The sequence below is a fragment of the Mesorhizobium sp. M7A.F.Ca.US.005.03.1.1 genome (genome assembly GCF_003997975.1).
Taxonomy (GTDB): Bacteria; Pseudomonadota; Alphaproteobacteria; order Rhizobiales; family Rhizobiaceae; genus Mesorhizobium; species Mesorhizobium ciceri.
Genome location: NZ_RZRO01000092.1, coordinates 1 through 26,255 on the forward strand (window position 1 = coordinate 1; position 26,255 = coordinate 26,255).

The 26,255-nt window shown below is 60.3% G+C and carries 27 protein-coding genes and 2 pseudogenes; 17 read left to right on the plus strand and 12 right to left on the minus strand.

The annotated features are described in order from the left end of the window. The first annotated feature begins 162 nt into the window (after window positions 1-162). The 8 genes from EN990_RS27790 to EN990_RS27825 all read left to right on the plus strand — a co-directional run bounded on the left by EN990_RS27790 (window position 163) and on the right by EN990_RS27825 (window position 7,912). Window positions 163-1,749, plus strand: a complete 1,587-nt coding sequence (locus EN990_RS27790) for an ABC transporter substrate-binding protein (protein WP_127388440.1) — start codon at window positions 163-165, stop codon at window positions 1,747-1,749. Window positions 1,750-1,761: 12 nt separating this feature from the next. Beyond that, the gene (locus EN990_RS27795) at window positions 1,762-2,688 is read left to right on the plus strand and encodes an ABC transporter permease (protein ID WP_127369467.1); all 927 of its coding nucleotides are present in this window, start codon (window positions 1,762-1,764) and stop codon (window positions 2,686-2,688) included. Further along, window positions 2,685-3,536 carry an ABC transporter permease gene (locus EN990_RS27800; RefSeq protein ID WP_063170698.1) on the plus strand — a complete coding sequence of 284 codons (852 nt, stop codon included), beginning with the start codon at window positions 2,685-2,687 and terminating at the stop codon, window positions 3,534-3,536. The genes EN990_RS27795 and EN990_RS27800 overlap by 4 nt, the downstream gene beginning before the upstream one ends. Then, complete coding sequence (locus tag EN990_RS27805) at window positions 3,533-4,492, plus strand: ABC transporter ATP-binding protein (RefSeq protein WP_245469218.1); 960 nt, start codon at window positions 3,533-3,535, stop codon at window positions 4,490-4,492. The genes EN990_RS27800 and EN990_RS27805 overlap by 4 nt, the downstream gene beginning before the upstream one ends. Continuing rightward, the gene (locus EN990_RS27810; RefSeq protein ID WP_127369466.1) at window positions 4,489-5,439 is read left to right on the plus strand and encodes an ABC transporter ATP-binding protein; all 951 of its coding nucleotides are present in this window, start codon (window positions 4,489-4,491) and stop codon (window positions 5,437-5,439) included. The genes EN990_RS27805 and EN990_RS27810 overlap by 4 nt, the downstream gene beginning before the upstream one ends. Before the next feature lie 21 nt (window positions 5,440-5,460). Next, window positions 5,461-6,177: a M15 family metallopeptidase gene (locus EN990_RS27815; protein WP_127369465.1), complete on the plus strand. Its 717-nt coding sequence runs from the start codon at window positions 5,461-5,463 to the stop codon at window positions 6,175-6,177. Between the two features lie 135 nt (window positions 6,178-6,312). Continuing rightward, on the plus strand, window positions 6,313-6,666 hold the full coding sequence (locus tag EN990_RS27820) for a RidA family protein (RefSeq protein WP_127369464.1): 354 nt from the start codon (window positions 6,313-6,315) through the stop codon (window positions 6,664-6,666). A 7-nt stretch (window positions 6,667-6,673) separates the two neighbouring features. Continuing rightward, the gene (locus tag EN990_RS27825) at window positions 6,674-7,912 is read left to right on the plus strand and encodes an FAD-dependent oxidoreductase (protein ID WP_127388441.1); all 1,239 of its coding nucleotides are present in this window, start codon (window positions 6,674-6,676) and stop codon (window positions 7,910-7,912) included. Between the two features lie 180 nt (window positions 7,913-8,092). On the opposite strand, the gene EN990_RS27830 is transcribed toward EN990_RS27825, so the two are convergent. Continuing rightward, entirely contained in the window at window positions 8,093-9,232 is a 1,140-nt protein-coding gene (locus tag EN990_RS27830; RefSeq protein ID WP_127369539.1) for an NAD(P)/FAD-dependent oxidoreductase, read from the minus strand. Window positions 9,233-9,554: 322 nt separating this feature from the next. Continuing rightward, window positions 9,555-10,139 carry an amino acid synthesis family protein gene (locus EN990_RS27835; RefSeq protein WP_127369540.1) on the minus strand — a complete coding sequence of 195 codons (585 nt, stop codon included), beginning with the start codon at window positions 10,137-10,139 and terminating at the stop codon, window positions 9,555-9,557. Between the two features lie 198 nt (window positions 10,140-10,337). Between EN990_RS27835 and EN990_RS27840 the strand changes: the two genes are divergently transcribed. The 9 genes from EN990_RS27840 to EN990_RS27880 all read left to right on the plus strand — a co-directional run bounded on the left by EN990_RS27840 (window position 10,338) and on the right by EN990_RS27880 (window position 19,896). Continuing rightward, window positions 10,338-12,143 carry a helix-turn-helix domain-containing protein gene (locus EN990_RS27840; protein ID WP_127369541.1) on the plus strand — a complete coding sequence of 602 codons (1,806 nt, stop codon included), beginning with the start codon at window positions 10,338-10,340 and terminating at the stop codon, window positions 12,141-12,143. A gap of 191 nt (window positions 12,144-12,334) precedes the next feature. Then, complete coding sequence (locus EN990_RS27845; protein WP_013525189.1) at window positions 12,335-13,327, plus strand: flavin reductase; 993 nt, start codon at window positions 12,335-12,337, stop codon at window positions 13,325-13,327. Then, window positions 13,324-14,835, plus strand: coding sequence for an aldehyde dehydrogenase (locus tag EN990_RS27850; protein ID WP_127388442.1), 1,512 nt, complete (start codon window positions 13,324-13,326; stop codon window positions 14,833-14,835). The genes EN990_RS27845 and EN990_RS27850 overlap by 4 nt, the downstream gene beginning before the upstream one ends. A 39-nt stretch (window positions 14,836-14,874) precedes the next feature. Then, window positions 14,875-15,948, plus strand: coding sequence for an LLM class flavin-dependent oxidoreductase (locus EN990_RS27855; protein WP_013525191.1), 1,074 nt, complete (start codon window positions 14,875-14,877; stop codon window positions 15,946-15,948). Further along, window positions 15,948-16,778 (plus strand): alpha/beta hydrolase, encoded by an 831-nt coding sequence (locus EN990_RS27860; RefSeq protein ID WP_063173994.1) that lies wholly within the window; start codon window positions 15,948-15,950, stop codon window positions 16,776-16,778. Before EN990_RS27855 ends, EN990_RS27860 begins: the two co-directional genes overlap by 1 nt. Further along, entirely contained in the window at window positions 16,771-17,157 is a 387-nt protein-coding gene (locus EN990_RS27865; RefSeq protein WP_063170687.1) for a carboxymuconolactone decarboxylase family protein, read from the plus strand. Before EN990_RS27860 ends, EN990_RS27865 begins: the two co-directional genes overlap by 8 nt. 131 nt (window positions 17,158-17,288) lie before the next feature. Further along, complete coding sequence (locus tag EN990_RS27870; protein ID WP_127388443.1) at window positions 17,289-18,122, plus strand: transporter substrate-binding domain-containing protein; 834 nt, start codon at window positions 17,289-17,291, stop codon at window positions 18,120-18,122. A gap of 59 nt (window positions 18,123-18,181) precedes the next feature. Next, window positions 18,182-19,156 carry an amino acid ABC transporter permease gene (locus EN990_RS27875; protein ID WP_127388444.1) on the plus strand — a complete coding sequence of 325 codons (975 nt, stop codon included), beginning with the start codon at window positions 18,182-18,184 and terminating at the stop codon, window positions 19,154-19,156. Continuing rightward, window positions 19,153-19,896 (plus strand): amino acid ABC transporter ATP-binding protein, encoded by a 744-nt coding sequence (locus EN990_RS27880; protein WP_063170685.1) that lies wholly within the window; start codon window positions 19,153-19,155, stop codon window positions 19,894-19,896. The genes EN990_RS27875 and EN990_RS27880 overlap by 4 nt, the downstream gene beginning before the upstream one ends. 150 nt (window positions 19,897-20,046) lie before the next feature. Here the strand turns inward: EN990_RS27880 and EN990_RS35605 are convergent, their stop codons facing one another. The 10 genes and pseudogenes from EN990_RS35605 to EN990_RS35835 form a co-directional block, all read right to left on the minus strand. After that, window positions 20,047-20,310, minus strand: coding sequence for a hypothetical protein (locus EN990_RS35605; protein ID WP_063170684.1), 264 nt, complete (start codon window positions 20,308-20,310; stop codon window positions 20,047-20,049). 40 nt (window positions 20,311-20,350) lie between these two features. After that, window positions 20,351-20,479, minus strand: a complete 129-nt coding sequence (locus tag EN990_RS36745; RefSeq protein WP_275955654.1) for a hypothetical protein — start codon at window positions 20,477-20,479, stop codon at window positions 20,351-20,353. A gap of 75 nt (window positions 20,480-20,554) precedes the next feature. Next, a pseudogene (locus tag EN990_RS27890) lies at window positions 20,555-20,770 on the minus strand (IS1 family transposase); the annotation flags it as partial. Between the two features lie 249 nt (window positions 20,771-21,019). Next, a pseudogene (locus EN990_RS27895) lies at window positions 21,020-21,733 on the minus strand (alkene reductase); the annotation flags it as partial. Between the two features lie 306 nt (window positions 21,734-22,039). Beyond that, window positions 22,040-22,528 carry an SRPBCC family protein gene (locus tag EN990_RS27905; protein WP_127367185.1) on the minus strand — a complete coding sequence of 163 codons (489 nt, stop codon included), beginning with the start codon at window positions 22,526-22,528 and terminating at the stop codon, window positions 22,040-22,042. Beyond that, window positions 22,525-22,842 (minus strand): metalloregulator ArsR/SmtB family transcription factor, encoded by a 318-nt coding sequence (locus EN990_RS27910; RefSeq protein WP_063173989.1) that lies wholly within the window; start codon window positions 22,840-22,842, stop codon window positions 22,525-22,527. Before EN990_RS27910 ends, EN990_RS27905 begins: the two co-directional genes overlap by 4 nt. 189 nt (window positions 22,843-23,031) lie before the next feature. Next, on the minus strand, window positions 23,032-24,240 hold the full coding sequence (locus EN990_RS27915; protein WP_127370228.1) for a glycosyltransferase family 9 protein: 1,209 nt from the start codon (window positions 24,238-24,240) through the stop codon (window positions 23,032-23,034). A 181-nt stretch (window positions 24,241-24,421) separates the two neighbouring features. Beyond that, window positions 24,422-25,036 carry a hypothetical protein gene (locus EN990_RS27920; RefSeq protein ID WP_244514471.1) on the minus strand — a complete coding sequence of 205 codons (615 nt, stop codon included), beginning with the start codon at window positions 25,034-25,036 and terminating at the stop codon, window positions 24,422-24,424. 80 nt (window positions 25,037-25,116) lie between these two features. Next, window positions 25,117-25,863 (minus strand): hypothetical protein, encoded by a 747-nt coding sequence (locus EN990_RS27925; RefSeq protein ID WP_013525202.1) that lies wholly within the window; start codon window positions 25,861-25,863, stop codon window positions 25,117-25,119. Window positions 25,864-26,004: 141 nt separating this feature from the next. Next, window positions 26,005-26,255: hypothetical protein (locus tag EN990_RS35835; RefSeq protein WP_206526358.1), on the minus strand; the 251-nt coding region annotated here is incomplete at its 5' end.

Genomic DNA, 26,255 nt, shown 5'->3' on the forward strand with positions numbered 1-26,255 from the left:
AACCCATGCGGTCGCCGTGCTGATGAACATCGAGGGCACCAAGAAGACCGGCGATTTCAGGGCCTCGGTGATCGAAGACCTCGTCGGGGCGAAGCTTGCGAGATGGTGAGGCAGCTAACCACTCAGGAATGCCGTCAAAAAAACTAAAAAAGGGGAGAGAATATGAATAGACGCGAGTTTCTGATCTCGGCATCTGGTCTGTCGCTGGCCGCAGGGGTTGGAGTGCTGTCTCCTCCTGCGCATGCCTCGCAGGACGAGCTTGTGCTGGTGCTTGGCAGCAGCAGCAATGGCTGCCCCAACTACGACCCGATCCGCGGCACCTATCTCAATCTTGGAGCCTATTTGATCTACGACAGGCTGATCGAGATGGATGCCGATCAGTCCTACCATCCGCATCTCGCGCAATCTTGGGAAAATTCCCCGGACGGGATGAGCTGGAGCTTCACATTGCGTCAGGGCGTCAAGTTCCACGATGGCGAGCCCTTCAACGCGCACACGATCCCGTGGTGGATCTCGAAATACGCGGGCACCGAGAATCAGTTCATGGTCGACGCCATCGACCACGTCGAGATCATCGATGACCATGCGTTCCGGTTCATCATGAAGCGGCCAGAGCCAAATCTCATCTATTATTTGGCGAACGTGTTCATGGGAATCCCGAGCCCGAAGTCCTATGACGCAGTGAGTAACGGCTACGGCGTGACGGAAGCTGTGGGAACCGGGCCTTTCAAGCTTGAGAGCTTCGTCATCAGCCAGGAAACCGTGCTGGTCAGCAATGACGACTATGCCTGGCCCAATCCGCTCTCCGAAAATCAGGGGCCGCCAAGCATCAAGCGTCTGACACTGCGCGAGATTCCGGATGCTTCGACAGCCTTCCTGGAACTGAAGACCGGCGGGGTTGGCATGCTGCTTGGCCTGCCTACCGAATTTCTCCCTCAGTTGCAGGCTGAAAAGAGCATCAAGTTCCGGACCCTGCCCGGCATCGGCGTCACCACAATCAAGTTCAACGTTCGCAAGGAGCCGTTCACCGACATCAAGATTCGCCAGGCGACAGCCCTGGCTGTTGATCAAGCTGCCATCCTCAAAGGCGTCTACAACGGCATCGGAACAGAGTCGCACCAATTTCTTATCGCCTCGCTCGCGGAATCGCGGGTCGGCAAGGATTTTGAGATCCACTACGATGCGGAAAAAGCCAACCATCTGCTCGACGAGGCCGGATGGGTTCGTGGCGACGATGGCGTCCGTCACAAGGCCGGGGCGCCGCTGGCGGTCAGCCTCTGGACGAGAGGCGAGACCGAATACAAGCGGATTGCCGAAATTGTGCAGGCTCAGCTCAAGGCGGTTGGCATGGCGGTCGATATCGCTGTCTTCGATAAAGCCTCGCTGGATGATCAACTCAAAAAGGGCGAACACCAGTTTGTCGTCAATCACTACGATTGGAACAATGCGGACGAACTCGATTGGGAGTTCAGCGCAAAACGCATTCCCTTCCCAAACGTATCGATGTGGGACGATCCGCGCTCAGAGGAGCTCAACGAAATCGCAATGCACAAGTCCAAGACCTGGGACGAGCGTGTCGCTAACTTCAAAAAACTGCATGAATATATCCTTAGCCAGTTCGTCTTCATACCCATCCACGAGGCCGCGCAGAATATAGCCTACAACAGCGACATGCTGTCGGTTCCCGAAGCCATCCGTGGGGCGGAGATCATGCAGCAGACGGTTCTCGACCTGAAAGCGGTCGGGTAGGCGACCTGGTCCATGGCCGCATATCTCCTGAAGCGGACGCTGCTGCTCCTGCCCATCTTTGTGGTTGTCTCGGCTCTTGTCTTTATGGTCGTCCACTTCGTCCCGGGCGATCCCATCAACAATCTGGTGCGGGCCGGCTCTTCGCCGGCTCAGCGCGCTCAACTGGTTGTCAAGTACGGCTTGGATCGCAGCCTGATCGAGCAATATCTGCTGTGGATGTTCCACCTTCTGCAAGGTGATCTTGGCACCTCGATCCTTCAAGCTCGGCCCGTGCGCGATCTCATCTTGCAAAACCTGCCATACAGCCTCCAGCTCGGCCTGGCGGCGCTTGTCCTTTCTTCATTGGTCGGGATTGTCGCCGGTGCGCTCGCTGCCAGCTATCAAGGCACGCGGATCGACGAGGCGATAGGCACATTGAGCTTGCTTGGTGCGACCCTGCCAAGTTTTCTGCTTGGCCTGCTCCTGATCCTTGTCTTCGCTGTCTGGCTTGGCTGGGTTCCAGTCTCCGGCGTGCGATCCTGGACCTCATTGATCCTGCCGGTCCTTGCGACCAGCCTTGGCGGCATTGCGCTCGTAGCTCGTATCACCAGGATCGCGATGGTCGAGACAGCCAGCCAGGACTTCGTAACCTTGCTGTACGCCAAAGGGCTGTCTCCGTGCCGTATCCAGATCCGGCATGTTCTGCGCCACGCCATGCTGCCTGTCGTCACCATTCTGGGGCTTCGTATTGGCTGGATCATCGGCGGCGCCGTGACAACCGAATATGTATTCGCTCGCCCTGGTTTGGGCAGCCTGCTGATCCGCGCGCTGAACCAGCGTGACTATCCGCTGGTTCAAGGCTGTCTGCTGATGCTTGCGATGGCTGTCATCCTGGGCACCCTCATGGGCGACGTCGCTCAAGCCTTCATTGACCCTCGCCAGCGGAGATCCCAGTCGTGACCCGCAAACGATACACCGCGTTTGTGTCCGCATTTGCCACGCCAAAAGGGTGTGTCGCGGGCGTTTATCTGCTGCTTTTGATTAGCGCGGCGCTTCTCGCCCCATGGTTGGCGCCCTATGGCGATTCCCAGCAGAACCTCTCCATCATGAACCAGCAGCCATCGACGAGCCATCTGCTGGGGACCGATGAGTTGGGCCGCGACGTGCTGTCGCGTGTGATCTTCGGCGCTCGCACTTCGCTCACCGTCAGTTCCACGGCGATTGGCCTGTCGCTGCTCCTGGGATTGTTCCTCGGTGCCGCGTGTGGATATTTCGGTGGAGCCCTGGACCGGATCGTGATGGTGGCGGTCGATCTTACCTGGTCGTTTCCGGAGATACTGATAGCCTTGATGCTGGTCGCCGTCGTCGGGCCGGGACTCGGCGGTGTCGTCTGCGCGGTGGCGATTGCCTACCTTGCACAATTCACCCGGCTGACGCGCACCCAGGTGATCTCGCTCACCGGCGAAACCTATATCGAAGCCACCCGAAATCTCGGCGCCACGCACTTTCGTATCCTGTTTTCCCACCTTCTGCCCAATGTGCTTGCTCCGGTGCTGGTCGCCGCCATCCTTGCCACGGGCGATGCCATCATCCTCGAAGCCACTTTCGGCTTCTTTGGCCTGGGCGCGCAGCCGCCAACGCCGAGTTGGGGCGCCATGATGAGTTCCGGGACGGCGCAGCTCTTCATCGCGCCATGGGTGATTCTGTTTCCGGGATTTGCCGTAGCCATGACGGTCATCTTCCTGAACCTGTTTGGCGACGCTCTGATTGGGGCGCTCAATGTCCGATCCAAACCAAAGGGCGCATGAAAATGCTTCTTGATGTGGAACGACCGCAGATCGGTTTCGGCGCCTTCTCGCCTGTCGATGATGTCACCTTCGGTATCGATCGTGGCGAGATTCTCGGCGTGGTCGGCGAGTCGGGGTCTGGCAAGTCGCTGTCGGCGACAGCGATCATGGGCCTGTTGCCACGCATCGGTGCGAGGATCAGCTCAGGTCGCATGACGTTTGACGGCATCGATCTGGTGGGCCTGCCGGAAAAGCGCATGCGCCGGCTGCGTGGCGGAAAGATTGCGTTGATAACGCAGAACCCGATGACGTCGCTCGATCCGATGATACGGGTCGGCCCCCAGATCGACCAGTCATCGCGCCTTCATCTTAAGGTCGACCGTAAGGCCGCCCGCGCACGAAGTCTGGCTCTCATGGCGGACATGCAGATACCCAATCCCGCTGTCGTCTACGATCTCTATCCCTTTCAGCTCTCCGGCGGCATGAAGCAGCGCATTGTCATCGCAATGGCGCTAGCCGGCGAGCCGCAGCTTCTTATTGCGGATGAACCGACCACCGCGCTCGACGTCACCGTGCAGGCGCAAATCATCAAGATCCTCGTGGATCTCGTAAAGCAGCGCGGATTGGCGCTGATCCTCATAACGCACGACATGGGCATCGTGGCACACGCTTGCGATCGGGTGGCTGTCATGTATTGCGGGCGGATAATTGAGTCCGGTGCGGTGGAGCGGATCTTTGAAAATCCTCGCCATCCCTACACAAAAGCCCTGATCCGCTGCATTCCTCGCCTCGGCATGGTGCGAGGTAGCCTTAGCGCCATCCCGGGAACGGTACCGAACGCCGCGGCTTATCCGACTGGCTGCCGTTTTCGTCCGCGTTGTCCGGTTGCTGTCGTCCGCTGCCAGACCGAAATTCCCAAACTGCACGGTGATTGCGAAGGCCATGGTACCGCCTGCCATCTGGTGACAGCAGCATGAGCGAGCTTCTATCCGTGAAGGACCTCAGCTGCCGGTTTACGAACACGGCCCTGTTTCGAAAGCCGCGCGTCTTCCGCGCCGTCAGCGATGTCTCCTTCGAAATTCAACGCGGCGAGATCGTCGGGGTCGTCGGTGAATCGGGATGTGGCAAATCCACCTTGGCCCGCCTGGTGCTTCGGCTGATCGAGGCCAGCGCGGGAGAGGTCCGTTTCGACGGGCAAGACATCGCCCAGCTGTCGGCGGGGAATTTGCGGCGGTTGCGCCGTCACATGCAACTGGTGTTCCAGGATCCATATTCGGCGATCGATCCTCGTTTTTCGATAAGAGATGCGTTGCTTGAGCCTTTCCGCATCCAGGGCGTGAATCCAGATTCGGCGGAGGCAGCCGTGACCTCGCTGCTGGATATGGTTGGCCTCAGTGGTGCTGTCGCCAACAGCTATCCCCACCAGTTGTCAGGCGGACAGAAACAGCGGGTCGGCATTGCCCGTGCTCTCGCGCTCAAGCCGTCCCTTGTTGTGCTTGATGAGCCGACAGCGTCTCTGGACGTCTCGGTACAGGCGCAGATCATCACGCTGTTGGACCAACTGCGTGGCGAGTTGAACCTTACCTATCTCTTCATTTCCCACGACCTCGGACTGGTCAGCTATTTCTGCCATCGCGTCCTTGTCATGTATCTGGGCCGTGTGGTCGAGGTGATGGCGAGCAACGCCAAACCTTGCCACCCCTACACGCAGGCCCTGTTCGACAGCACATACGAGCCCGACCCCAAGCAACGACGCAAGGTCGCCCGGCTTTCGGGTGAAGTCCCCAGTGGCTATGATATCCCGCCCGGCTGTTCATTCGCAGCACGCTGTCCACGCGCCACCGACCTGTGCCGCCAATTATTGCCGCCCCTGATGACTATCGCCAGCGGACAGCAAGCCGCCTGTCACCATCCCTTGATCTAGAATTGCGAGGAGCAAAATTACATGAACACGCAGGACGCCTGCTATGCTGCCCTTGAGCGGCATTTCCTGACATACACGGAATTGGCCGCAGTGCCGGTGGAGGACAATGACGAGCCCCTGATTGCGATCGGCCCCGAGTTCTCAGGCAAAGTCCTCGCCGTAGACAGTACGATGAAAGTACACACGGGAGACCAGATCTTCGTCCGGTCGCGTGTGGTCCCGATGCTGGATGTGGCGCAACGCGCGCTCCGCGAAATCGCACAGGATTACGACCTGGAGGTTGTCTGTGGCTATCGGCATCTCGATGTGCAGCGCCAGCAATTCCAGGAGCAGATCCAGCACGTGCAGCAAAGAACTCCCTCCCTGTCTGGTGAAGCGCTGAAGGAGGCGGCTCACCGTTTCTCGGCCGTACCGGAGGTAGCAGGGCACCCGACCGGCGGCGCGGTCGACGTCCGGATCATTCAATCGAACGGTCAGGCGCTCGCTATGGGCACTGAACTGGGCGAGGATTGCCCGGACACCTACGTCTTTTCGCCATTCATCAAGAGAGAGCACTGGCGCAATCGACAGACGCTCAGGTTCTGCATGCTTCGCGCCGGCTTTGCGCCATTTGACGGCGAATGGTGGCATTTCTCATTCGGGGACCGTGAATGGGCGCGCTATTTCGACAAGGACAGAGCGATCTACAGCCAGCTAAGTTTCTCCATGGATAAGGGCCCGGAGACGACCTCTCGTTGATTGCCGCTGGAACTGGAAGCCTGCTCGCCTCGGAGCGGGCTCCATCCTGTATCAACGTCCTGCGACGGCAGAACCTGTTTGCTCGCTAGCGAACCCAAAAGAGCGCCGCCGCGCCGATCCTTCCAAGGACCTGTCATGACCGCTTCCACACTGCCGTTCTCAAACCTTCGCCGTGCCGGCGATACAGTCTACCTCTCGGGCGAACTCGGCTTCGATGACACTGGAAAAATCTCCGGCGACATTGTGCAGCAAACCCAAAACGTTCTGCGGCGGATCGAGGCCACCCTTGGCACTAGTGGATTATCGCGACGCGATATCCTCTCCTGTACCTGCTACCTGGTGCGCAAGGACAATTTCTCCGCCTTCAACCAGGTGTATCGCGCTTTCTTCAGTCACCATCCGCTGCCGGTCCGTGTCACTGTGGTTAGCGAGTTGGTCGTCGACGCGCTGATTGAAATAGCTGTCATCGCGCAGGACTGTAGCGTTTGACTTGCCGATGAGTGAGTTTGCGATCCTCGGCGCCGGCATCGTCGGTGTGACGACAGCACTTGCCCTGCAAGAAGGCGGGCATGAGGTCATCATCATTGACCGTCGGCAACCGGGCAGGGAGGCAAGCTACGGAAACGCCGGGATTGTCCAGGTCGAAGTGATGGAGCCCTATGCATTTCCGCGGGCCGCGCTTGATGTACTGCGTCTGGCATTCGGGTTGGGCAACGACGTCAGGTACCATCTGGCGGCTCTGCCCTCCGCGGCACTGCCACTCGCGCTCTACTATCTCAACTCTGCCCCGATAAGATATCGGACAATTTCCCAAATCTATAGGCAGTTGATTGGCCACTGCGCCGCGGACCACGACAAGCTGATTGCCGGAGCCGGCGCAGAACACTTGTTCGTCAGACGCGGCTACATCCAGATGCATCGCGAGGCCCGTGAGCTCGATACGGACGCCGCGCAGGCGGAACGCTACAGAAAGGACTTTGGTGTTCAGTCGCGCATCTTGACCAATCAGGCGTTGAGAGGTGAGGAGCCCTGCCTGAAGAGGGATTTCGCGGGTGCCGTGCATTGGCAACAAAGCAGAAGTTGTGTTGATCCGGGCGGGCTCGTCGCGACGTATGCAGCGCTTTTTCGCCGCCGCGGCGGCACCCTGCTGGAAGAAGAAGTGCGGTCACTGACGCAGCCTGCTTCCGGCTGGCACGTCCACTTGCGGAACGGGCGGCGCCTGGCCACTGAAAACATCGTCATTGCGCTCGGTGCCTGGTCGCCATCCCTCCTCAGGCCGTTGGGCGTTTCCATGCCCATGATACGCAAGCGGGGCTACCACAGGCACTACAAAGCCGATCGCCTTCCAGGCAGGCCGTTGTTCGATGTTGCCGCCGCGGCCCTCTATTGCCCCATGAGTCAAGGGCTTCGGCTGACCACGGGCGCCGAGGTTGCCCGCTTCGCGTCGACCAAGACGCCTTGGCAACTGGCCCGAGCCGAACGTATGGCGCGCGAGGTGATCGATTTCGGTGAAGCCGTCGAGCCTGAGCCCTGGGCAGGTTGGCGGCCATGCATGCCAGACATGCTTCCGGTAGTTGGCGCCGTTCCCAAAATCCCCGGTCTCTGGTGCAATTTTGGTCACGGCCATCAGGGATTTACCCTTGGACCCACAAGCGCCCGGCTATTCTCGGAACTGGCGGGCGGCAGGGCCGAAGATCAGGTGACTCAGGCTGTATCCCCTGTGCGATATCTCTGAACAACGGGGTCGCGGCTGAGCCGGATACCGCTTAGATCGAGCCCGCTTCGCATTGGATGCGAATTCTCAAATCTCACCTCCTTCCAGATTCCGCCGGTATCACCGCGGAGCCCAGATGTGCTCCTGGGCCTCCGACCGGTCGTGTTGTCGGGGACTTCAACGAGTCACGCCCCAGTGCGATTACTTCGCCGATGCCTGCATCGCACTGAACAGATCGACCACGCTTTGCGGTGCGGTGTCGTCAAAAAACCGCTTTAGGTTCTGCTCGGTTTCTTGGGCCACCTTGCCGCTTCGTGGGAAGAGTCTCTTTTCGTAGACAGTGAGTGCGGCTTCGATCTCATCAGGATAGGCAAGGAGCGCCTGGGCAAGCTCCGCGCCATCAAGCATGGCGAGGTTCGCCCCTTCGCCAGAGAATGGGGACATCAGATGCGCGGCATCGCCGAGTAAAGTTGCGCCTGGCACCCGGCTCCAGCGATGACTAACCGGGAGCGCATAGATCGGTCGAAGCACTGGATCGGTGTCGCAGTCCGTGATGAGGGCAGTCAGCTGCGGAGCCCATCCTTCGAATTGCCCGGTGATATGAGCCAACCCAGCTTCAGCGTCACTGAAATCGATCGAAGCGATCCAGTCTTCCGGTTTGTTCAAGGCGACGTAGACATGCAGACTTCCGTCGGCATTGCGATGCGCCAGGATACCTTTGCCGGGCGCAACGGCCATCAGCGTGCCGCTGCCGATCGCCTCTGCGCTCGCCTTGTGGCGCGTGTCGCCATCGAAAAGGAATGTCTCGACGAAACACGTTCCTGTGTAGGCCGGCTTTGAATCAGAAAGCAGTGGACGGACCTTCGACCACGCGCCATCAGCCCCAATGACAAGGTCGCAGGTCACCTTTGAGCCGTCCATGAAGGTGATCTCATGGCGATTGTCGTCGGTAGCTGCCACGGACGTGACCTTATGGTCCCAATGGATCATACCGGCCGGGATCGAATCGATCAGCATCTTGCGAAGCTCGCCCCGGTCCACTTCAGGACGCTCGCCGCTGTGGCTGCCCGGCCTGTCGAACAGGATATGGCAGTCCTTGTCGACAATCCGTTTTGCATCTTCGCCAGGACGGACGAGCTGAAGAAACGAGTCAAACAGACCTGCGGATTTGAGGGCGAGCTGACCGTTGTATGCGTGAATGTCGAGAAGTCCCCCCTGCGCTCTCGAGGCAGAGGAGGCGTCGGCTTCATAGAGCGTGGCTGAAACGCCATGGACATGAAGAACGCGGGCAAGCGTGAGGCCACCAAGGCCCGCACCAATGATTGCAATACGATTTCGCATTTTTAGCGCTCCAATGCATCCGTCGGAATGACGGTTGCCATGAGCCCGACTTCTCGTCGGGCGGTTGCTCTCGGAGACGCTGGCCGAACCGTGCTGTGCACAGTTGACGTGTACTCGACTGCCTGACGAAGGTGACAATGGTCAGGCAGTTGTTTTTCGCGACGGAGCCTAGAATAGGTCGGCTCCTTGCACGAAACAAGGTCCCGCTTCCCAGAAGCCACCCCGGTTTGTAGAAGGCCTTTCGCAGCCAATGTCCCGCAATGGCGCGCTTGAAAGACAGGACAAAGGCTGGTCGGTTTACGACCTGACACGACTCCGATTATCAGGAGGAGCCGTTTTCCGCGTCCATTTCCGCTATATCCTGGAACCTGTCGGCAATCCTGGGGTGAACGCGTCCGCCGTTGGCTGCACCAATGGCGACCAGCACTTCATCGGCACCCGGTGCATCGGCGATCTGGAAGTTCGCGGTGATGAAATGCGAGCGCCTCCCGTTCTCGCTCTTGTGCATCATTGGCAGTGACAACAACGCCCCCGCGGCGTTTCTGGTGTTGCAGAATTCGAGATAGGTGGTGCCGCCGACGGCATCGCGGAACAGATTGCCAAAGCGCAGCGTGTGGATCAGCGCCGAGGCGTGTTCGATTTCGCCATTGATACCGACGGCCGCGGCCTTGCCATAGGATTCGATCTCGGCCGGCGGCATCAAGGCGGTTAGCCGCTGCGTAAGTTCGGCGCCGAGCCTGGGGGCGATGTCGATGATCTCGGGGCGAAGGTTTTCGACGAAGCCGCGTCCCCTCCACGGGTTCTTCAACACGGCGGCGACGACGATCGATGTGACCGGTTTGCCAGCGACCTTGCCGCCCTCGATCAGAACCTCGTCGATGAAGGTGCAGACTTTCCTGATTTCCATTCGCGCCAACGGTCCTTTCTGCCCAAACTCGAAAGGGCCAGGCTAGGAAGGCGCGCACCACGCGTCTTCCTCTGCTTCAGAGGAAAAACCGGATGTCTCGCTCTCGGAAGACGTGTAGCTTCACTCGGCCGCGAATTGCTTATATCGGGGCTCGCAGTGCCAACAAGAACAGATCGGTCAGCCGGAACAGTCGCACCAGTGAACCATCAGTCGCAAATCCTGTCGCTACGCGACGCCGCCAGCCTGATCAACTCAGGCGGCGATCTCAGCACGGTGTTGCGTGATCTCGTGTTGGCCGCCTGCCGGCATGCCGGATGGACAATGGGGTCGATCATGAGCATCGACGCACCGCATGGCCATGCTTACGTGATCGTTCGCCACGACCCGACCTTGATCCAGCGGTCGCTCCCCGACCGCTGGGAACTCGCCACCAGTCCGTCGATCGTTGCCCTGCAACGCAACGAGGCCGTCTATATCAGGGATGCCCGGGTCTCGGAGGAGTTTCCTGGCTATCGCATGGAGGCTTTCGAACGCGACTACCGCAGCGTTCTGGTAATGCCGATGAGTTGCCTCGACGAGGCCGGAAGGCCGATGGTGCTCAGCGTCATCTCGCGAGAGATCATGGACGTCAGCGCCGACGATCTCGCCTTCATCGGGATGATCGTCCATCTCGGTGAAATCGCTGTCGAGAAACAGCACAAGCTGCGCGAGGAGAAGCGTGCATCGGAACGGCTCCAGCAGGCGCTCCAGGCACATACGTCGCTGCTGCAGCAGGCCTTGGCCGAAAGCTCGATGCCTTCGCTTGCCGGTAAGATCGCAGCATTGGTGCCCAACCCCGTCGTCGTGGTCGATTTCACCGCCAACCTGATCGTCGCCAGCCGCTCACCGAGCGAGAAGCATTTCGACGACGCGGCCTGGCAGCTTGCCGCCAACACCAGCCTGCACCGGCAGATCATGAAGGTCGCGCGGTCGGCGGTGGATCAGCCGCACAGCGAGGCTCATACGTTCTTCCTCGACGACGGCAAGCGCCGTCTGCGTCTCACCGCGAAGATCGAACCGTTGAGTGTTGATGCCGAGGCTGTCGGGGCAATGGTCATCTTCACCATGCAGGAGCCCTTCAGCCAGCTCGACCTGCTTCTGCTGGACAGCGCCAAATTCGCGCTCAGCGTCCAGATGATGCGCAGCTTCATCCGCTTCCGATTCGAGACACGCACGCTGACGGAGTTGTTCATGGAGGTGGTCGAGCATCGCTGGCACGACCCCGCCGATGTAACGCAGCGGGCGCAGCGGCTTGGCGTAGGGCTGGCATCACCAAAGCAGATGATCCTCATCGACCTGCCTGAAGCCGCCCAAAGCAGCGCCGGACGTCTGGTCGATCCGCATCATGCGGTGATCCGGTTGCTGCAGCAGAACTCGGTCGCGGCTGACATCATCGTCGTCGACAATGGCCTCGTCTGCCTGATCCCGGCTGAGCTGGGCGAAGACAAGGACCGTGTCGCCAAGCTGCTGCGCAAGGTTGCCGAGGAACTGGGGCGCCAATTCGGCCAGGAACCGTTCGTCGTTCTTTCCGGCCTCTGCACGAAACTTGCGGACTATCCCCCGGCATGGGATCGCTGCCGGCGCATGATCCGTATCGGACGCTCGTTCGGCCGGACCGGCGTCTTTGCCAGCCAGGATTTCGGCCCGCTGCCGATGCTGATCGCGGCCGCCGAGGTGGAGGATGTGCGGAGCTTCGTGCAGGACAGTGTCGGCGCCATCGCCGATCACGATCGCCGGCACGGCACCCCCTATATGGAGACGTTGTTCTCTTATCTGCGCGAAGGCTGCCGCAGCCAGGCCTGCGCTGATGCGATGGGGCTGCACGTGACCACCTTGCGGTACCGGCTGGCGCGCATCCAGGAACTGTTCGGTGTCGATCTCGATACCCCTGAGCGGCGCTTTGCTTTCGAGCTCGCCATCCGCTTGCGCGAGGTCATCGACAACCGCGATTCGGTCGAAAGATAGCATCGTTCCAGCCTCCGCCGTGCGGACTGTTTCCAGCTTGGGTATCTTCCCTGCCGTTTGCGTTGTTGTCCGCGATCCTTGCTCGCAAACACAGCAGCCTCTCTGCCTGCTGTTCCTATCAACAGGAGGAAGAACGGCTGCAGGTCAGCGGCTAACGTCTCGCGCAATACAAAGAGGGAACACGAGGCCAGATGCTGACGACTCCACAGCCAACGATCGATCCGATTGCACTGAGAAGGGCATTCGGAACCTTCGTGACCGGCGTCACAGTCATCACCACCCGCGACGCCGATGGCACGCCGCGCGGGATGACGGCCAACTCCTTTACGTCGGTCTCGCTTGATCCGCCGCTGCTTCTGGTTTGCGTCGGCAAGGCCGCTGCCAGCTATGCCGCGTTCAACGCGTCCGACTCCTTCGCGGTCAATCTTTTGCATGAGGGGCAGACTGACGTCTCGGCGGTCTTCGCCTCGAAGGCGCACGACAAGTTCGGCTCGATCAGCCATGACCGTGTCCACACCGGGGCGCCAATCCTCAACGAATGCCTGACCTGGTTCGACTGCACCGTGCACAACCGCGTCGATGCCGGCGACCATGTCGTTCTCATCGGCGCCGTGCAGGCGTTTGGCACCAGTCCGTCGGCACCGCTCGGCTTTTGCCGCGGACGCTATGCCTCGGTGAAGGATCCACTGCCACCGGGCTGGCTTGCTTCCCACTCGATGATCGTCGGCTATTTGATCGAAGCCGAAGGCAACATCCTGTTGCGCGCCGACGGCAAGGGCGGCTGGGTGCTGCCCAGCGCCAAGAGCCGCAAGGCGGAAAACGAACTCAAGCTCGAAGGCGGCGACGCACTGACGCTGCTTCCGGATGAGACGTTTCTTTATTCCGTCTTCGATGTCGCCGACAGCGATCCCGGCTACCTCATCTATCGTGCCCGTCTCTCCGGCGCTTCCGCCGCCCTCACATTGCCCGCGGGATTCAAGTTCTTTCCGCTGGCGGACCTTCCCTACGAAGACATTCCTGCGCGCGAAATCCGCGCGCTGCTGCGCCGCTACAGCCGCGAGCGGCACGACGAGCGCTTCAGCATCTACATGGATTCGGGCGATGGCGGGCGTCTCGCCAGCATTGATGGCGGTTCGAAGCCATGGATGCAAAGCCCCAAGGACGCCGAACAGGAACAGCCATGAAGACGTCAGTCAAATCGATCGAGAATTCCCGCCAGCAGCTGTTCATCGGCGGCGGTTTCGTCGCACCGAAAGGCGGGCAATATATTCCAAGCTACGATCCAACGACCGCCAGGCCCTGGTATGAACTGGCCGAGGCCGACGCATCCGATGTCGATGCCGCAGTCACTTCAGCGCGGGCAGCCTTTGCCGATCCGGCTTGGCGCCGCATGACCCAGACCGACCGCGGCAAGCTCGTCTATCGCCTGGCGGAACTGGTGTTCGAACATGCCGACGAGCTGGCGCTGATCGAGACACGCGACAATGGCAAGCTGCTCAAGGAGATGCGGGCGCAGATGCGCGCCATGCCAGATTCCTACAGCTATTTCGCCGGGATGGCCGACAAGCTGCTGGGCGACACCATCCCCGTCAACAAGCTTGACATGCTGAACTTCAACATGCGCGAGCCGCTTGGCGTCGTCGGCATGATCACGCCGTGGAACTCGCCGATGATGCTGCTCACCGGCACCTTGGCGCCGTGCCTTGCCATCGGTAACACCGTTGTCATCAAGCCGTCCGAACACGCCACCGCCTCGACGCTGGCGCTGGCCGAACTGATCATGGAAGCCGGCTTCCCCGCCGGCGTCGTCAATGTCGTGACCGGCACCGGCACCAGCGCCGGCGACGCGCTGACGCGTCATCCCGACATCGCCAAGATCGTCTTCACTGGCAGCACGGCCACCGGCCGGCGCATTGCCGCAAATGCTGCGGCGAACCTGGTTTCGTGCCAGATGGAGCTTGGCGGGAAATCGCCTCAGGTCGTCTTTGCCGATGTCGACATGGACCATGCCGTCAACGGCGTCGTCTCCGGCATCTTCGCCGCCGCCGGCCAGAGCTGCGTTGCCGGATCGCGCTGCTTCGTCGAGGCCAGTATCTATGACCGTTTCGTCGACGCGCTGGTCGAGCGCGCCAGGCGGGTCAGGGTGGGCCACCCCCTGAATGACGATACCGACATGGGTCCGCTGGCGCTGTCGGCACAACTTGCCAAAGTTGAAAGCTACGTCGCCTCGGGCGTCCATCAGGGGGCGAGGATCGCGGCCGGTGGCCGCAGACCGCAATCGGCCGAGCTCGCGGAAGGCTGGTATTTCGAGCCGACCGTCATGGTCGACGCCCGCAACGACATGGACTTCATGCAGGAGGAGATTTTTGGGCCGGTCGTCGGCGTCATCCCCTTCTCGTCGGAAGAGGAGATGACCGCGCTCGCCAATGACACGCGCTACGGACTGTCCTCCGGCATCTGGACCAAGGACATCGACCGCGCGCTGCGCTTTGCCCGCAATGTCGATGCCGGAACCGTCTGGATCAACACCTATCGCGCCTCGTCGTTCATGTCGGCCAATGGCGGCTTCAAGGAAAGCGGCTATGGCCGCAGGGGAGGCTTCGACGTGATGGAGGAGTTCTCGCGGCTGAAGAACATCATGATCGATTATTCCGGGCTCATGCAGGACCCATTTGTCATCCGCCTGCGCTGAGCATCACCCACACCGACCACAAAGGACGGGACAACAGAAATGAAATTTGCAGTGTCGCTGACCATGGAGCGCTTCTCGCCCGACATGCCGATGTCGAAGGTGAAGAGCAATCTGCTCGAGCTGGCGCAGATGGCCGACGCGGGCGGCTTCGAGACGCTGTGGACGGCAGAGCATCATACGATCGAGTGCACCATCTCGCCCAATCCGTTGATGACCCTGACCTGGCTGGCGCAGCACACGCAGCAGATCCGGCTTGGCACCTCGACGCTGGTGGCGCCGTACTGGAGCCCGATCCGGCTGGCTGGCGAAGCCGCCCTTTGCGATCACCTGACCGGCGGCAGGCTGGAGTTCGGCATAGCCCGTGGCTCCTATCAATACGAGTTCGACCGCATGGCCGGCGGCATGCCACAGCAGGAGGGCGTCGCCTACCTCAAGGAACTGGTGCCGGCGGTGAAGAAACTGTGGGCCCATGACTATGCGCATGACGGCCACTATTGGAAGTTTCCGCTGGCCGCGGGCGTGCCCAAGCCATTGCAGAAGCCGCATCCGCCGATCTGGGTGGCGGCACGTGACCCTGGCACATTCGACTGGGCCGTAGGCATTGGTGCCAACATCCTGTCGACGCCGCTTTCAGCGCCCGCGGCCGAGATTGCCGTGCTCGGCGAAAAATTTCGCAAGGCGGTCGCCGACCATCCGGAAGTGCCGCGCCCACGCCTGATGATGCAACGCCGCACCTGCATCTACGATCGCCCGGAGGACTGGGAAGTCGCGGTCCGCCACGCCATCGACTACGGGCGCTCCTTCGAGAACCTCTTCCAGAACATCGGCACGGTAAAGAACGGTTTCCCCGAGGCTGTGCCTTATGAAAGCGTCAAGGGCAAGGACAACTACAATCCAGAGAGCATCCGCAAGAACCTGATGTTTGGCACCCCAGGCGAGATCATCGAGAAGCTCGAGGATTATGAGGCTGCGGGCGTCGACCAGTACTGCCTGGGACTCACCTTCAACCTGCCGTTCGAACTGCAGAAGAAGACGATCAGGCTGTTCGTCGATGAGGTCATGCCGCACTTCGCCACGCGGGATCGCACCAGGGCTGTCGCGGTGGGGCACTGATGGCGATGGCGACCGGTTCCTTCGTTCACGGCGATGTGGCGCTCAACTATCGTGTCGACGGGAACGGGCCACAGAAGCTGGTCTGCATCCATGGCGTCGGCTCCTATCTGGAAGCGTGGAGCGGCGTCGTCGCTCGCCTGCCGGATCAGTTCACCGTGCTCACATTTGATCTACGTGGCCATGGCGGGTCGGCGCGCATCAAGGGACGCTACGAGATTGATGACTTCGTCGGCGATACGCTGGCGCTGGCCGATCATGCTGGCTTTGCGCGCTTTCATCTTGCCGGCTTCTCGCTGGGCGGCCTTATAGCCCAGCGCCTGGCACTGACCCATCCCGATCGGCTTCAAAAGCTGGTGCTGCTGGCGACCGTCGCCGGGCGCTTGCCGGAAGAACGGCAGGCGGTTCTGCGTCGTCTCGCCGCTTTGACCGCCAGCCAGCCGAGTGCGCACCATGCCGCGTCGCTCTCGCGGTGGCTGACCGAGGAGTTTCAGGAGCGCAACCCGGATGTGATCGCCGAGCTGCATCGGCGCGACGCCGAGAACGATCCTGCGTGCTACGCCGCCGCTTACCGGGTTCTGGCCGAGACAGATTTCGGCGGCATCCTCGACCAGATCAGGTCGTCGACACTGATCGTGACGGGGGAGGACGACCAGGGATCCAACCCGCGCATGGCGCGTCATATGCACGACCAGATCCGCGGCTCGCGGCTCGAGATCCTGCCGGGGTTGCGGCATTCGATCCTGATCGAAGCGCCCGGGCCGGTCGCTGGCCTGATTGCGGATTTCCTGGATGACCACTCACGACGGGCAGGGGCGACCAGCCATGGATAGCAAATTGCAGAAAGCCGGCGAGGCAGTCCGCCGCAAAGTACTGGGCGACGACTATGTCGACCGCGCAATCGGCAATGCCGATGACTTCTCCAGGCCCCTCCAGGACATGCTCAACGAGTATTGCTGGGGCACATGCTGGACTGACGCCGCGCTCGATCTCAAGCAGCGCAGCCTGCTCAATCTCGGCATGCTTGCGGCACTGGGGCGCATGCATGAATTCGGCGTGCATTTTCGAGGTGCGATGCGCAACGGGCTTGGCGACGACGAGCTGCGGGCGGCCCTGATCCAGATCGCGGTCTATTGCGGCGTTCCGGCAGGTGTCGAGGCCTTCCGTGTCGCGCGTGCGGTGCGCGACGAAGCCAAGGCCGACACGCCATGACAAGCGTTTCGCGACCGTCGGCTTACCTTCGTTCCGAGCAATCGGCGCGGCAAACCTCCTCTGCCTCGCCGGAAGACGGCGACGGCAGTCTCATTTCTAAATTAGCAACAACAACAAGGGGAACGGTGCACATGAAAACATCTCTGAAATTGGCGACATTGGCGGCTTCGCTTGCCCTGACATTGACGACGCTTCCGGCTCAGGCCGGCGCGGTGCTGGACCGTGTCGTGGCGGCCGGAACTCTCAAGGTCGCAACTGACGCCAACTGGGCGCCGCAGTCCTTCCTCAATGCCAGCAACGAGCTGGACGGCTTCGACATCGATGTCGCCAAGGAGATCGGCAAGCGCATCGGCGTCAAGGTCGAGTTCGTGACGCCGGGCTGGGACATCATCACCGCCGGCAACTGGGTCGGCCGCTGGGACATGCATGTCGGCTCGATGACGCCGACGAAGAAGCGCGCCGAGATCTTCGATTTTCCCGCTGTCTACTACTACACGCCAGCAGCGGTTGCGGTTCACAAGGACAGCAAGGCCAAATCGTTGAGCGATCTGGATGGCAAGGTTGTCGGCGCGACGACGACATCGACCTTCGAAGCCTATGCCAAGAAGGATCTGACGTTCGACGCGGCCGGTGCGCCGCCATTCGAATACAAGCTCAACCCGAAGGAAGTGCACTCCTACGAGAACTCCACCACCGCTTTCGACGATCTGCGGGTCGGTGACGGCGTTCGGCTCGATGCCGTCGTCTCGTCGCAGCCCAGCATCGTCGATGCCGTGAAAGCCGGTTATCCGATCAAGCAGATCGGCGATCCGGTGTTTTATGAGCCCCTGGCTGTCGCAATCGAACACGGTGACCCGGAATTCTCGGCCAGGATCGCCGATGCCGTGAAGGCCATGAAAGGCGACGGAACGCTGAGCACGCTCTCCAGGAAATGGTACGGGGTCGACTACTCGGTCGTAAAGTAGTTCCGACGTTCGCTGGCGGCTCGCCTGTGCGGGCCGCCGACCATTCGAAGGGACAGGCTATGCTCTACCCCGATACCGTCGAAGCTGAAGTCCTCGTGCACAAGCCGTGGTTTGTGGCGACGATGTTCGGCGTCGTCTTTGCGATCTTCCTCGCCTTCAACCTGACGTCGACGAGCTTCGGCGAATTGATGCGCCCGGTCATCGGCGAACCGTCGCAGAGCGGCCTCTATGGTCGGTTTGCCATCGCCTTCGTGATCGCGCTTCTGTTCGTCCTCAATGTCGTCCTGATCGGCTTCGCCTCGCTGCGTGTCCAGATCGCCATCGTCTGGTTCGAACTGCTGCTGCTCTTCCTGGCCTTCTTCGCGACCTTTCATCTCAGCCTGCCCTTCATCCTGGAAAAGCTGCCATTCCTGATTTCCCAGGGCGTGGTGACCACGCTCTACGTCTCGGCCATCTCCATCATCATCGCCTCCCTGATCGCCATACTGGGTGCCGTAGCCAAGCTGTCCACCAACGGCTTCGCCTACGCCATCGCAAGCTTCTACACTTCGTTCTTTCGCGGCCTGCCGCTCCTGATGCAGGTTTATCTGATCTATCTCGGCCTGCCGCAACTGGGCTTCGTGGTCGGTGCGGTTCCCGCCGGCATCCTGGCGCTCTCGCTGTGCTACGGCGCCTACATGACCGAAATTTTCCGATCGGGAATCCAGAGCATCGACCGTGGTCAATGGGAAGCATCGCGCTCGATGGGTTTTGGCTTTTCGCTGACCATGCGCCGGATCATACTGCCGCAGGCGCTTCCGGTCATCATTCCGCCGACCGGCAACCAGTTCATTTCCATGCTCAAGGACAGTTCGCTGGTCTCGGTCATCGGCGTCTGGGAACTGATGTTCCTTGCCCGCACGCTGGGTCAGAAGACCTTCCAGCACATGGAGATGCTGATTTCGGCGTCTCTCATCTACTGGATGCTGTCGATCTGCCTCGAGCTGATCCAGTCCCGCATCGAACGACACTATGCCAGGAGCAAGGTGCGATGAGCGCTCAAGCCATCATTGAAGCCAGAGCCGTCTCCAAATGGTACGGCCAGTTCCATGCCCTGAAGGACATCAATCTGACGGTCCACAAAGGCGAACGCATCGTCATCTGTGGTCCGTCCGGCTCCGGAAAGTCGACACTGATCCGCTGCTTCAATCGCCTCGAATCGCATCAGGAGGGCGACATCGCCGTCAACGGCATCCATCTTCACCCAAAGATGAAGAACGTCGCCGACGTGCGCAGCAATGTCGGCATGGTGTTCCAGCACTTCAACCTGTTTCCGCATCTGACCGTGCTGATGAACTGCATGGCCGGGCCGATGTGGGTCAAGGGCGTTTCCGCCGCCGAGGCACGCAAGACCGCGCTGCAGTTCCTGGAGCGCGTGCGCATTCCCGAACAGGCGAACAAATTCCCGGTCCAGCTGTCGGGCGGCCAGCAGCAGCGCGTCGCCATTGCGCGAAGCCTGTGCATGAAGCCGGCGGTAATGCTGTTCGATGAGCCGACATCGGCACTCGACCCGGAAATGGTGTCGGAAGTGCTCGATACGATGACCGGGCTAGCGCGCGACGGCATGACTATGGTTTGCGTCACTCATGAAATGGGCTTTGCACGGGCGGTGGCCGACCGCGTCATCTTCATGGATGCCGGCCAGATAGTCGAGGAAGGCAAGCCGGACAGCTTCTTCGGCAATCCTCAGCACGATCGCACCAAGCTGTTTCTCAGCCAGATACTGAAGCACTGATACGCACATTTTGCCAAGCCAATGGCGGTGAGGGTAGTGGGTCAGTTATTCAGCGATAATGCGGACGGTCTCTGCTATGGTGGAGCGCAAGTCTCCACCCGTGCCGCCGCTCGCATCTGAAAGCGTCGGGCGCTTTCAACAGCAAGATGGTTAGGCTCCCACTCGCTGATCGGGATAAGGCTCGTTGCGGATTAGCTCGAACGTCGCTTTTACCACAAACAGCGGCGCGGTTGTACCGGCATGAACTTGCAATGCGACTTGGCGGAATGTGCCGTTCGGCATCTGGTCCTTGGCTATTTCGAGCAACGCTCTTGCTGCCTCATCTTCGGCAGAAGCTAGGGTTGGAAGGTCTGTGCCTTCCGTGTCCGGGTATGAGGTTCCATTGTCGACTAGATCGAAGAAGAAGCGGGCCATTTAGCCCTAATCGCGAACCCTCAGAAATGTTTCATTGCTACTACATCTCAATCAGGGCGTAGGCCACGCCGAAGATTGCAAGCGTTGCAGCCGCAAAAAACGCCCAGCCTTTTAAGGCGGCGCGCACATCCTCTGGCTTCGCGCCCTTCTGATTATCGTATTCGTCCATAGTAAAGACCCTGGTTCATCGGTCTGTCTTGATACCAACATCAATCGGCAGTGGGCAACCCTTCGGTGGGGTCTGTCAGGCGAACGCGCGCTTCTTACAGGAGCCGCGCACCGCCGGCTTCTCGGATTCCTTCGCTTCGATCAGGGCCACGATATCGCCAAACTCCCAAAGTTTGCCAGTCACGCCAGCGGCCATTGCCGGGGTCAGCCGCAAGGTCGCATGGATACGGCCAAAATTGTAGTACATGAAGTGAAGCGCCACGGCGTTGGCGTGAGCCTCCACCTTTTTGGAACTGGCGCCGGTGACGAGAAATGTGGCGCTGAGCCTGACTCCTGCTCGGCCTATCGCCGTGTCAGGCGGCCCTGCTTGCTGCGCCGTCGTTCGAATAGGCGGGGAAGTCCGTGTACCCCACTTCACCGTTGCGGGTGTAATAGACGGACCGGTCCGCCACAGCCAATGGCCAGCTGGCGCGGCCTGGGCATGCTCGACGTCATTGAAGCCGCCGCACCATATGAACGCGCCGGGGAACAACGCTCGCGCCTTGGCGAGCATGTCATGGTCGAGATGGCGCGCCTCGAACGTGACCGATTCCATGTTGCCGTCGGGCAGCAGCTCATAGAGCAGATGGACATAGGCCACGCCGCGGCGCCCGAGCTGCTCGACGATGTACAGGAACGTCTCCTCGACGAGCGGATCAGCGGGCATCGAACCATACTTGCCGAACGGTGAAAGGCGAACCCCCACGCGTCCCGGGCCGAATTCCGCCACGACCGCGTCGACGACTTCCATCAGGAAGCGCGTACGATCTTCCATGCTGCCGCCGCCATAGCAGTCTGTGCGGGTGTTGAGCACCGAGTTCATGAACTGCTCGATCAGATAGCCATTGGCGGCATGGATCTCGATTCCGTCAAACCCGACCTCCCGGGCATTGGCGGCGGCTTTGGCGAAGGTTCCCACCATGGCCGTCACTTCCTCGGTGCTGAGCGGCCTCGGCATCTCTGCCGCCATGAAGCGCAACCGGCCGTCCGGGCCATGGGCGAATACCTCTGAGCCGACGGCCTGTTCCGCGGTCACACCCACTGGCGCCTGGCCGTTCGGCAGAAGCGAGGAATGCGCCAGTCGGCCGACATGCCACAGCTGCATGAAGATGGTGCCGCCCTGACGATGAACCTCTTCGGTCACCGGGCGCCAGGCCTGCTTTTGGGCTTCGGAGTGAATCCCGGGAATCCGCGCGTAGCCGTGGCTGGACGTGATCCACGTCGTTGACTTCGGAGATGATCAGGCCGGCGCTACCGCGCTGACCGTAATATTTGACGGTCAGTTCGTTCGGGAGGTCGCCATCTGTCGGAAGGGCGCCCTCGGAGGTAGAGCCGGTTGTCGTCGTCTGCAGGGATTACCGGTCCCGCCAGCCCTCCCGCAAATCCTTTGGACGAACCCGAGTAGATTGCCAACGCGACCGAGAATGCTTAACCAATAGGCTTCCATGTTGTCTCCGCTCACCGGAACCGCAATGGACTCAAACTGTGCTTGCGAGCGACGTTCTCAAATCGCGGCACGGCGTCAGGGCGCCCGACCGGTGAAAAGATCGTGGAACCGCTGCAGGTACAGCGGCCAGCCTTGATCGCTATCGACCCCACCGCGCACGCTCTCCCAGCCTTCGCCGTGGCACTCGAAATTCCTGTGCTCGATCTCAACCCTGGTCCGGTTCTCCGTCTCCGCCGTGAACCGGACTTCCCATTCGCTGGTCTTGTTCAGGTCGGACTCAATCTGCCACCGCGGGTTGATATCCCAACTCAGAACCAGCCGGCTCGGCGGATCGTAAGTCAATACACGAGCCCAGCGACACTCGCTGCCGTCGACGCCGCGATCGTAAACGTGCCCCCCAACCCAGGCTTCAAAGATCGTCTCAGCAATGGGCACTGCGAGAAGATTGTGCTCGCGAGGTTTGAACCTGCCGAAATCCTCGGTGAAGACCTTGAAGGCACGCGCCATAGATGCCTCGACGACGACGGAGTGCCTTACAGGCTCGGTAGCAGGATGCTTGCTCATACCTGGTCCTTCTTTGGAGGCTCGACGACTAGTTTGTAGCCCGCCAGGGTCTTGCTCCAGAACTGATCGACTTCCGCGCGCAGACTTGCCAGGCCGCCGGGATCGATACGATATATGCTTTCCTTGCCCGAGCGCGTGTCGGCAACAAGCCCGGCCTCCTTGAGTACCTTCAGGTGCTGAGAGACCGCTGGTCTGGTTACAGGCAGCGCACGAGCAAGTCCGCTGACCGAACAAGGCTGTTCGAGCAACAGTTCGAAGATCGTTCGTCTCGTCGAATCTCCGAGCGCAGTCCAGTAGTTCGCGTTAGTGGCCACTAACGCGAACTTAAATCGACGGGCCTTCCATGTCAACCTTGGAGTAGTCGACGGGCGGCCCGTTGACTCTGATTAAGCCGCCTTGGCGGCCCCGTCTCGTCGCGCCTCCCGGGCGAGCCGCGGCGCATGCAAAAGCGCGAGCCGATGAGAGCGTTGCAGGACGATCTTGCCAAGCCCATGCCGAGGTCATTACTGCAACCGGCTCCGATCCTGAGCCGATGGGAGGATCAGCGCGTCGCCGCCGGGAGAAGGTGAATTGACGGATGCATTCCCCTGTTGTCTCACCGCCTCTATCAACTCATGTGTTGCTTGAGCGACCTTGGCAACGGGCAATCGGTGCACGCAGTAGACGCCGCCCGGGTTGTTGGGTTTGCACAAATGGGGAGCAACACACTGGCAAGGCAATGGCGGCTCAACCGTGCGGTAAGGCACGCCAACTGGGCCCCAGACATCTGGGGGAGTGAGCCCGTAGAGGCCCACAACTGGAGTTCCGACCGATGCGGCCAAGTGCATTGGGCCGCTCTCGTTTCCCAGGAAGATAAACGCGTCCGCAAGCAATGCTGTTAGTGTCTCAAGCGAGGCTTTGCCAACAACGCTTGCCAACGGGGAGACCGCCACATTCAGGATACGTTGCGCGATTGCGCTCTCGTCAGGTCCGCCAATCAGCAGTGACCGCAGGCCCGTCGTTTCATAAACTTCATCGATCACTGCGGCGAACCGTTCAGGTTGCCAGCACCGCCCTTCGAACCTTGCTCCGGCGTGCACCGCGACGAAAGCTTTTGCATTCAGATTGCTCTGAGCCAGAATCTGGGTCGAAGCGCCTCGTCCGATGGATGTGGGCTCAAGCCTCGGTGTCACTTCACTCGACGTTATCCCGAGCGCTCTCAGCGGCGAAAGATATCGGTACAGGTAATGCGCGCCTCCCTGGCCGAAGGTTTCAGCAAATATATTGGCAGGCTGACTTTCCCAAGATTTTAGAGGCACTTCGGGGGGATCGTATCCGACGCGCATTGGGGCGCCGATCAGCTTGTGTAGCATCCTCGATGTCTTCGAGTCGGTCAGATCGATGGTGAGATCGAATTTTCGGCGGCGGAGCTCAGCGACCAAGCTTGAATATTCCTTCAAGCGCCTGGTTAGGCTTCTACCACCACCTCGAGGGTCGAATCCGATGGCTATGTCTGCGATACCCTGGCTGACCACCAAGTCTCGCAGGCCAGGAGCGCAAAGCATGGCCATGATGGCGTGTGGGTAGGCGACGCGCAGATTTCGCATAAGCGCAGAGGTCAGAATGACGTCCCCGATGTACTTCGCCTGGATAACCAGAATGGATTTGACAGCCAGCCGATCAGCCATCGAGATATTCAGCACGTCAAAACGATGGGGCAGGATGTTGGTCATTGGGCGCGCACAAACGTCCAAGAGAGCTCATGTGCCGCTTGTGGTGATCGATGGATCGGCAGCCTTGGAACCTCCGACCCATGCACCTCTCGTTTGTTCCACAAACAAAAAGGCAATCCCACGCAGCGCTCGCTGCCTGGGAGGAGCGGAACCGGGGCCTGTCGGTCTGCGGATGGCGTGGTCATGGCGTCTGTCCCTGCCAAAGCGGCAATCCGCTTTCTCTGGCGAAGTCTCTATCTTCCGCGTAGATGGGCTCGCCTCTTCTCGCCACCCGCCGAAGCAAATCCGCATCTTCGTCGGCATGATATCGGAAGGCGTTTCGGCTATCGTATCCATGCCCGGCCTGAGACAGGGAAAACCCGCTGACTACAACCGGAGCGAAGCCGGCGAAACGCGCAAGCATGACAGCGAAAGCCCCCGTGGAGATGTTCCGGTGCCAGCCGCGGGATACGTGAAATTTGCCGCTAAGCCGCCAGACGATGTTGGCAAGCTGCCACCTGGTAAGCGCCTGCAAGGTCTCGTAACGATAATCGAAGGTGCGACAGCCGGCTTTCAGCTTGTCCTCCACGTCAGGCCAGATCGGGACGATCAGATGCTTTGCCTGCCGCCCTTTTAGCAAGTCACGCTTGTAGAAGTCCTGCTCACCTTGGCCAACCAGAATGCCGCGACGCATCAGCGCCATATCAGGAGCGGCGAGGCCAAAGGTTTCCGCCAAAATCTGGGAAGCGTTGACGGTTATAAGCGCCCAACCGGCATCATGTCCGTACGGGAGGCGAAAATTCGGCGCCGATCCCATGACCAAGGCGGGACCCGTGAGCCTGGGCAAGCGGAGGATGGGCTTTGAGAGCACGGGCAAGAGATCCGAAAGCGGAGGTTTCATGCGGGGATCTGAACCGCATTTTCCTCAAACGCACGCAGAATGCTTTCTTCTCGGCTCCACAATTCGTCCCATTGTGTGGCGCCCGACCAACCGGCAAACCAGGGACCGCCGAGCGTGTAGTGCGCCAGCGACACCTCGGCGGGGTCGAGTTCGGAAGCCGACGCCCCTACGAGGTAGTTCCATGCCAGAGGCAACTCCCCGATCTCATGATCCTCGAGCCATTTGAAGGCGTGGAGGTCACGTCCGGGCCACGTATTAAGCATTTCGTTCGTCAGTCGTTTGTTGGCGGGATGGTCTAGATTCCACAAAACGACCGACGACCAGTTCTTGCGCCGATAGAACGTCTGCGTTTGTCCGTCCATCTTGACGGCTTCAGACTCGCGTTGCCTGTGCTTAACCGCCATGATCGCGTAGGAAGGATCGACCAGGTCGAGCAGCTTGACGGGATCCTGCAGAAAAAGAACGTCACAATCGCAGAACATGGCCCAGCCGCCTTGCCGCATAAACGGAACGGCAAAGCGCGATATGGCAAACTCGGTCGCCATCGGTGCCTCGGAGATCGGGCACCAGAGCCTACCGTCACGTACCTCCATCGGTCGCTTCATGATTCCTTGGGCTTCAAGGTCTTTGAGCACCAGTGGGTGGATCTGCAACGGCGTGCTTGTCCGGCGGAAGGCGCTCCATCGCGCCACCTCGAGGACTCGGGCTTCGCGTGGGTCGTACCCGATGTAGATTGGCATCATAGTGTAACTCTGCAGTTGGAAGTGAGTTTGCCCGAATTATGCAAGGTTGCGCGGCTGGCGGTAGACCCCAGGTAAATGGATCAACCCGCCGCGATGGCGATCGTGCAAGGCCAGAGCGCCACAGTCGGGATATTGTTGCAGTCAGGCCGGAGTCAAGCAACCGTGAGCGACGGTATTTCGTTTGGCTCGACGGAACATTGGCCGGGCCGGGGCCCAAATAAAGCGAACAGATGTTATCGCGCTCGCTAGCTCCTTTTCCGTGAATGGCTTGCTGAGAATTTTGATGTCGCGAGTCCCCGGGAGTTCGGCGTAGCCCGTTGCTATAATGACGGGTACGTTCGGCCACTGGCCTTTGATCGTATTCGATAGCTGCAGGCCCGTCATCTTCGGCA

Coding starts and splice junctions, on each gene's coding strand:
- EN990_RS27850 (WP_127388442.1), top strand. CDS start 13,324: ATGAAGACGTCAGTCAAATCGATCGAGAATTCCCGCCAGCAGCTGTTC.
- EN990_RS27845 (WP_013525189.1), top strand. CDS start 12,335: ATGCTGACGACTCCACAGCCAACGATCGATCCGATTGCACTGAGAAGG.
- EN990_RS27825 (WP_127388441.1), top strand. CDS start 6,674: ATGAGTGAGTTTGCGATCCTCGGCGCCGGCATCGTCGGTGTGACGACA.
- EN990_RS27875 (WP_127388444.1), top strand. CDS start 18,182: ATGCTCTACCCCGATACCGTCGAAGCTGAAGTCCTCGTGCACAAGCCG.
- EN990_RS27790 (WP_127388440.1), top strand. CDS start 163: ATGAATAGACGCGAGTTTCTGATCTCGGCATCTGGTCTGTCGCTGGCC.
- EN990_RS27865 (WP_063170687.1), top strand. CDS start 16,771: ATGGATAGCAAATTGCAGAAAGCCGGCGAGGCAGTCCGCCGCAAAGTA.
- EN990_RS27855 (WP_013525191.1), top strand. CDS start 14,875: ATGAAATTTGCAGTGTCGCTGACCATGGAGCGCTTCTCGCCCGACATG.
- EN990_RS27835 (WP_127369540.1), bottom strand. CDS start 10,139: ATGGAAATCAGGAAAGTCTGCACCTTCATCGACGAGGTTCTGATCGAG.
- EN990_RS27870 (WP_127388443.1), top strand. CDS start 17,289: ATGAAAACATCTCTGAAATTGGCGACATTGGCGGCTTCGCTTGCCCTG.
- EN990_RS27810 (WP_127369466.1), top strand. CDS start 4,489: ATGAGCGAGCTTCTATCCGTGAAGGACCTCAGCTGCCGGTTTACGAAC.
- EN990_RS27805 (WP_245469218.1), top strand. CDS start 3,533: ATGAAAATGCTTCTTGATGTGGAACGACCGCAGATCGGTTTCGGCGCC.
- EN990_RS35605 (WP_063170684.1), bottom strand. CDS start 20,310: ATGGCCCGCTTCTTCTTCGATCTAGTCGACAATGGAACCTCATACCCG.
- EN990_RS27795 (WP_127369467.1), top strand. CDS start 1,762: ATGGCCGCATATCTCCTGAAGCGGACGCTGCTGCTCCTGCCCATCTTT.
- EN990_RS27815 (WP_127369465.1), top strand. CDS start 5,461: ATGAACACGCAGGACGCCTGCTATGCTGCCCTTGAGCGGCATTTCCTG.
- EN990_RS27925 (WP_013525202.1), bottom strand. CDS start 25,863: ATGATGCCAATCTACATCGGGTACGACCCACGCGAAGCCCGAGTCCTC.
- EN990_RS27905 (WP_127367185.1), bottom strand. CDS start 22,528: ATGAGCAAGCATCCTGCTACCGAGCCTGTAAGGCACTCCGTCGTCGTC.
- EN990_RS36745 (WP_275955654.1), bottom strand. CDS start 20,479: ATGGACGAATACGATAATCAGAAGGGCGCGAAGCCAGAGGATGTGCGC.
- EN990_RS27920 (WP_244514471.1), bottom strand. CDS start 25,036: ATGGGATCGGCGCCGAATTTTCGCCTCCCGTACGGACATGATGCCGGT.
- EN990_RS27860 (WP_063173994.1), top strand. CDS start 15,948: ATGGCGATGGCGACCGGTTCCTTCGTTCACGGCGATGTGGCGCTCAAC.
- EN990_RS27830 (WP_127369539.1), bottom strand. CDS start 9,232: ATGCGAAATCGTATTGCAATCATTGGTGCGGGCCTTGGTGGCCTCACG.
- EN990_RS27820 (WP_127369464.1), top strand. CDS start 6,313: ATGACCGCTTCCACACTGCCGTTCTCAAACCTTCGCCGTGCCGGCGAT.
- EN990_RS27880 (WP_063170685.1), top strand. CDS start 19,153: ATGAGCGCTCAAGCCATCATTGAAGCCAGAGCCGTCTCCAAATGGTAC.
- EN990_RS27915 (WP_127370228.1), bottom strand. CDS start 24,240: ATGACCAACATCCTGCCCCATCGTTTTGACGTGCTGAATATCTCGATG.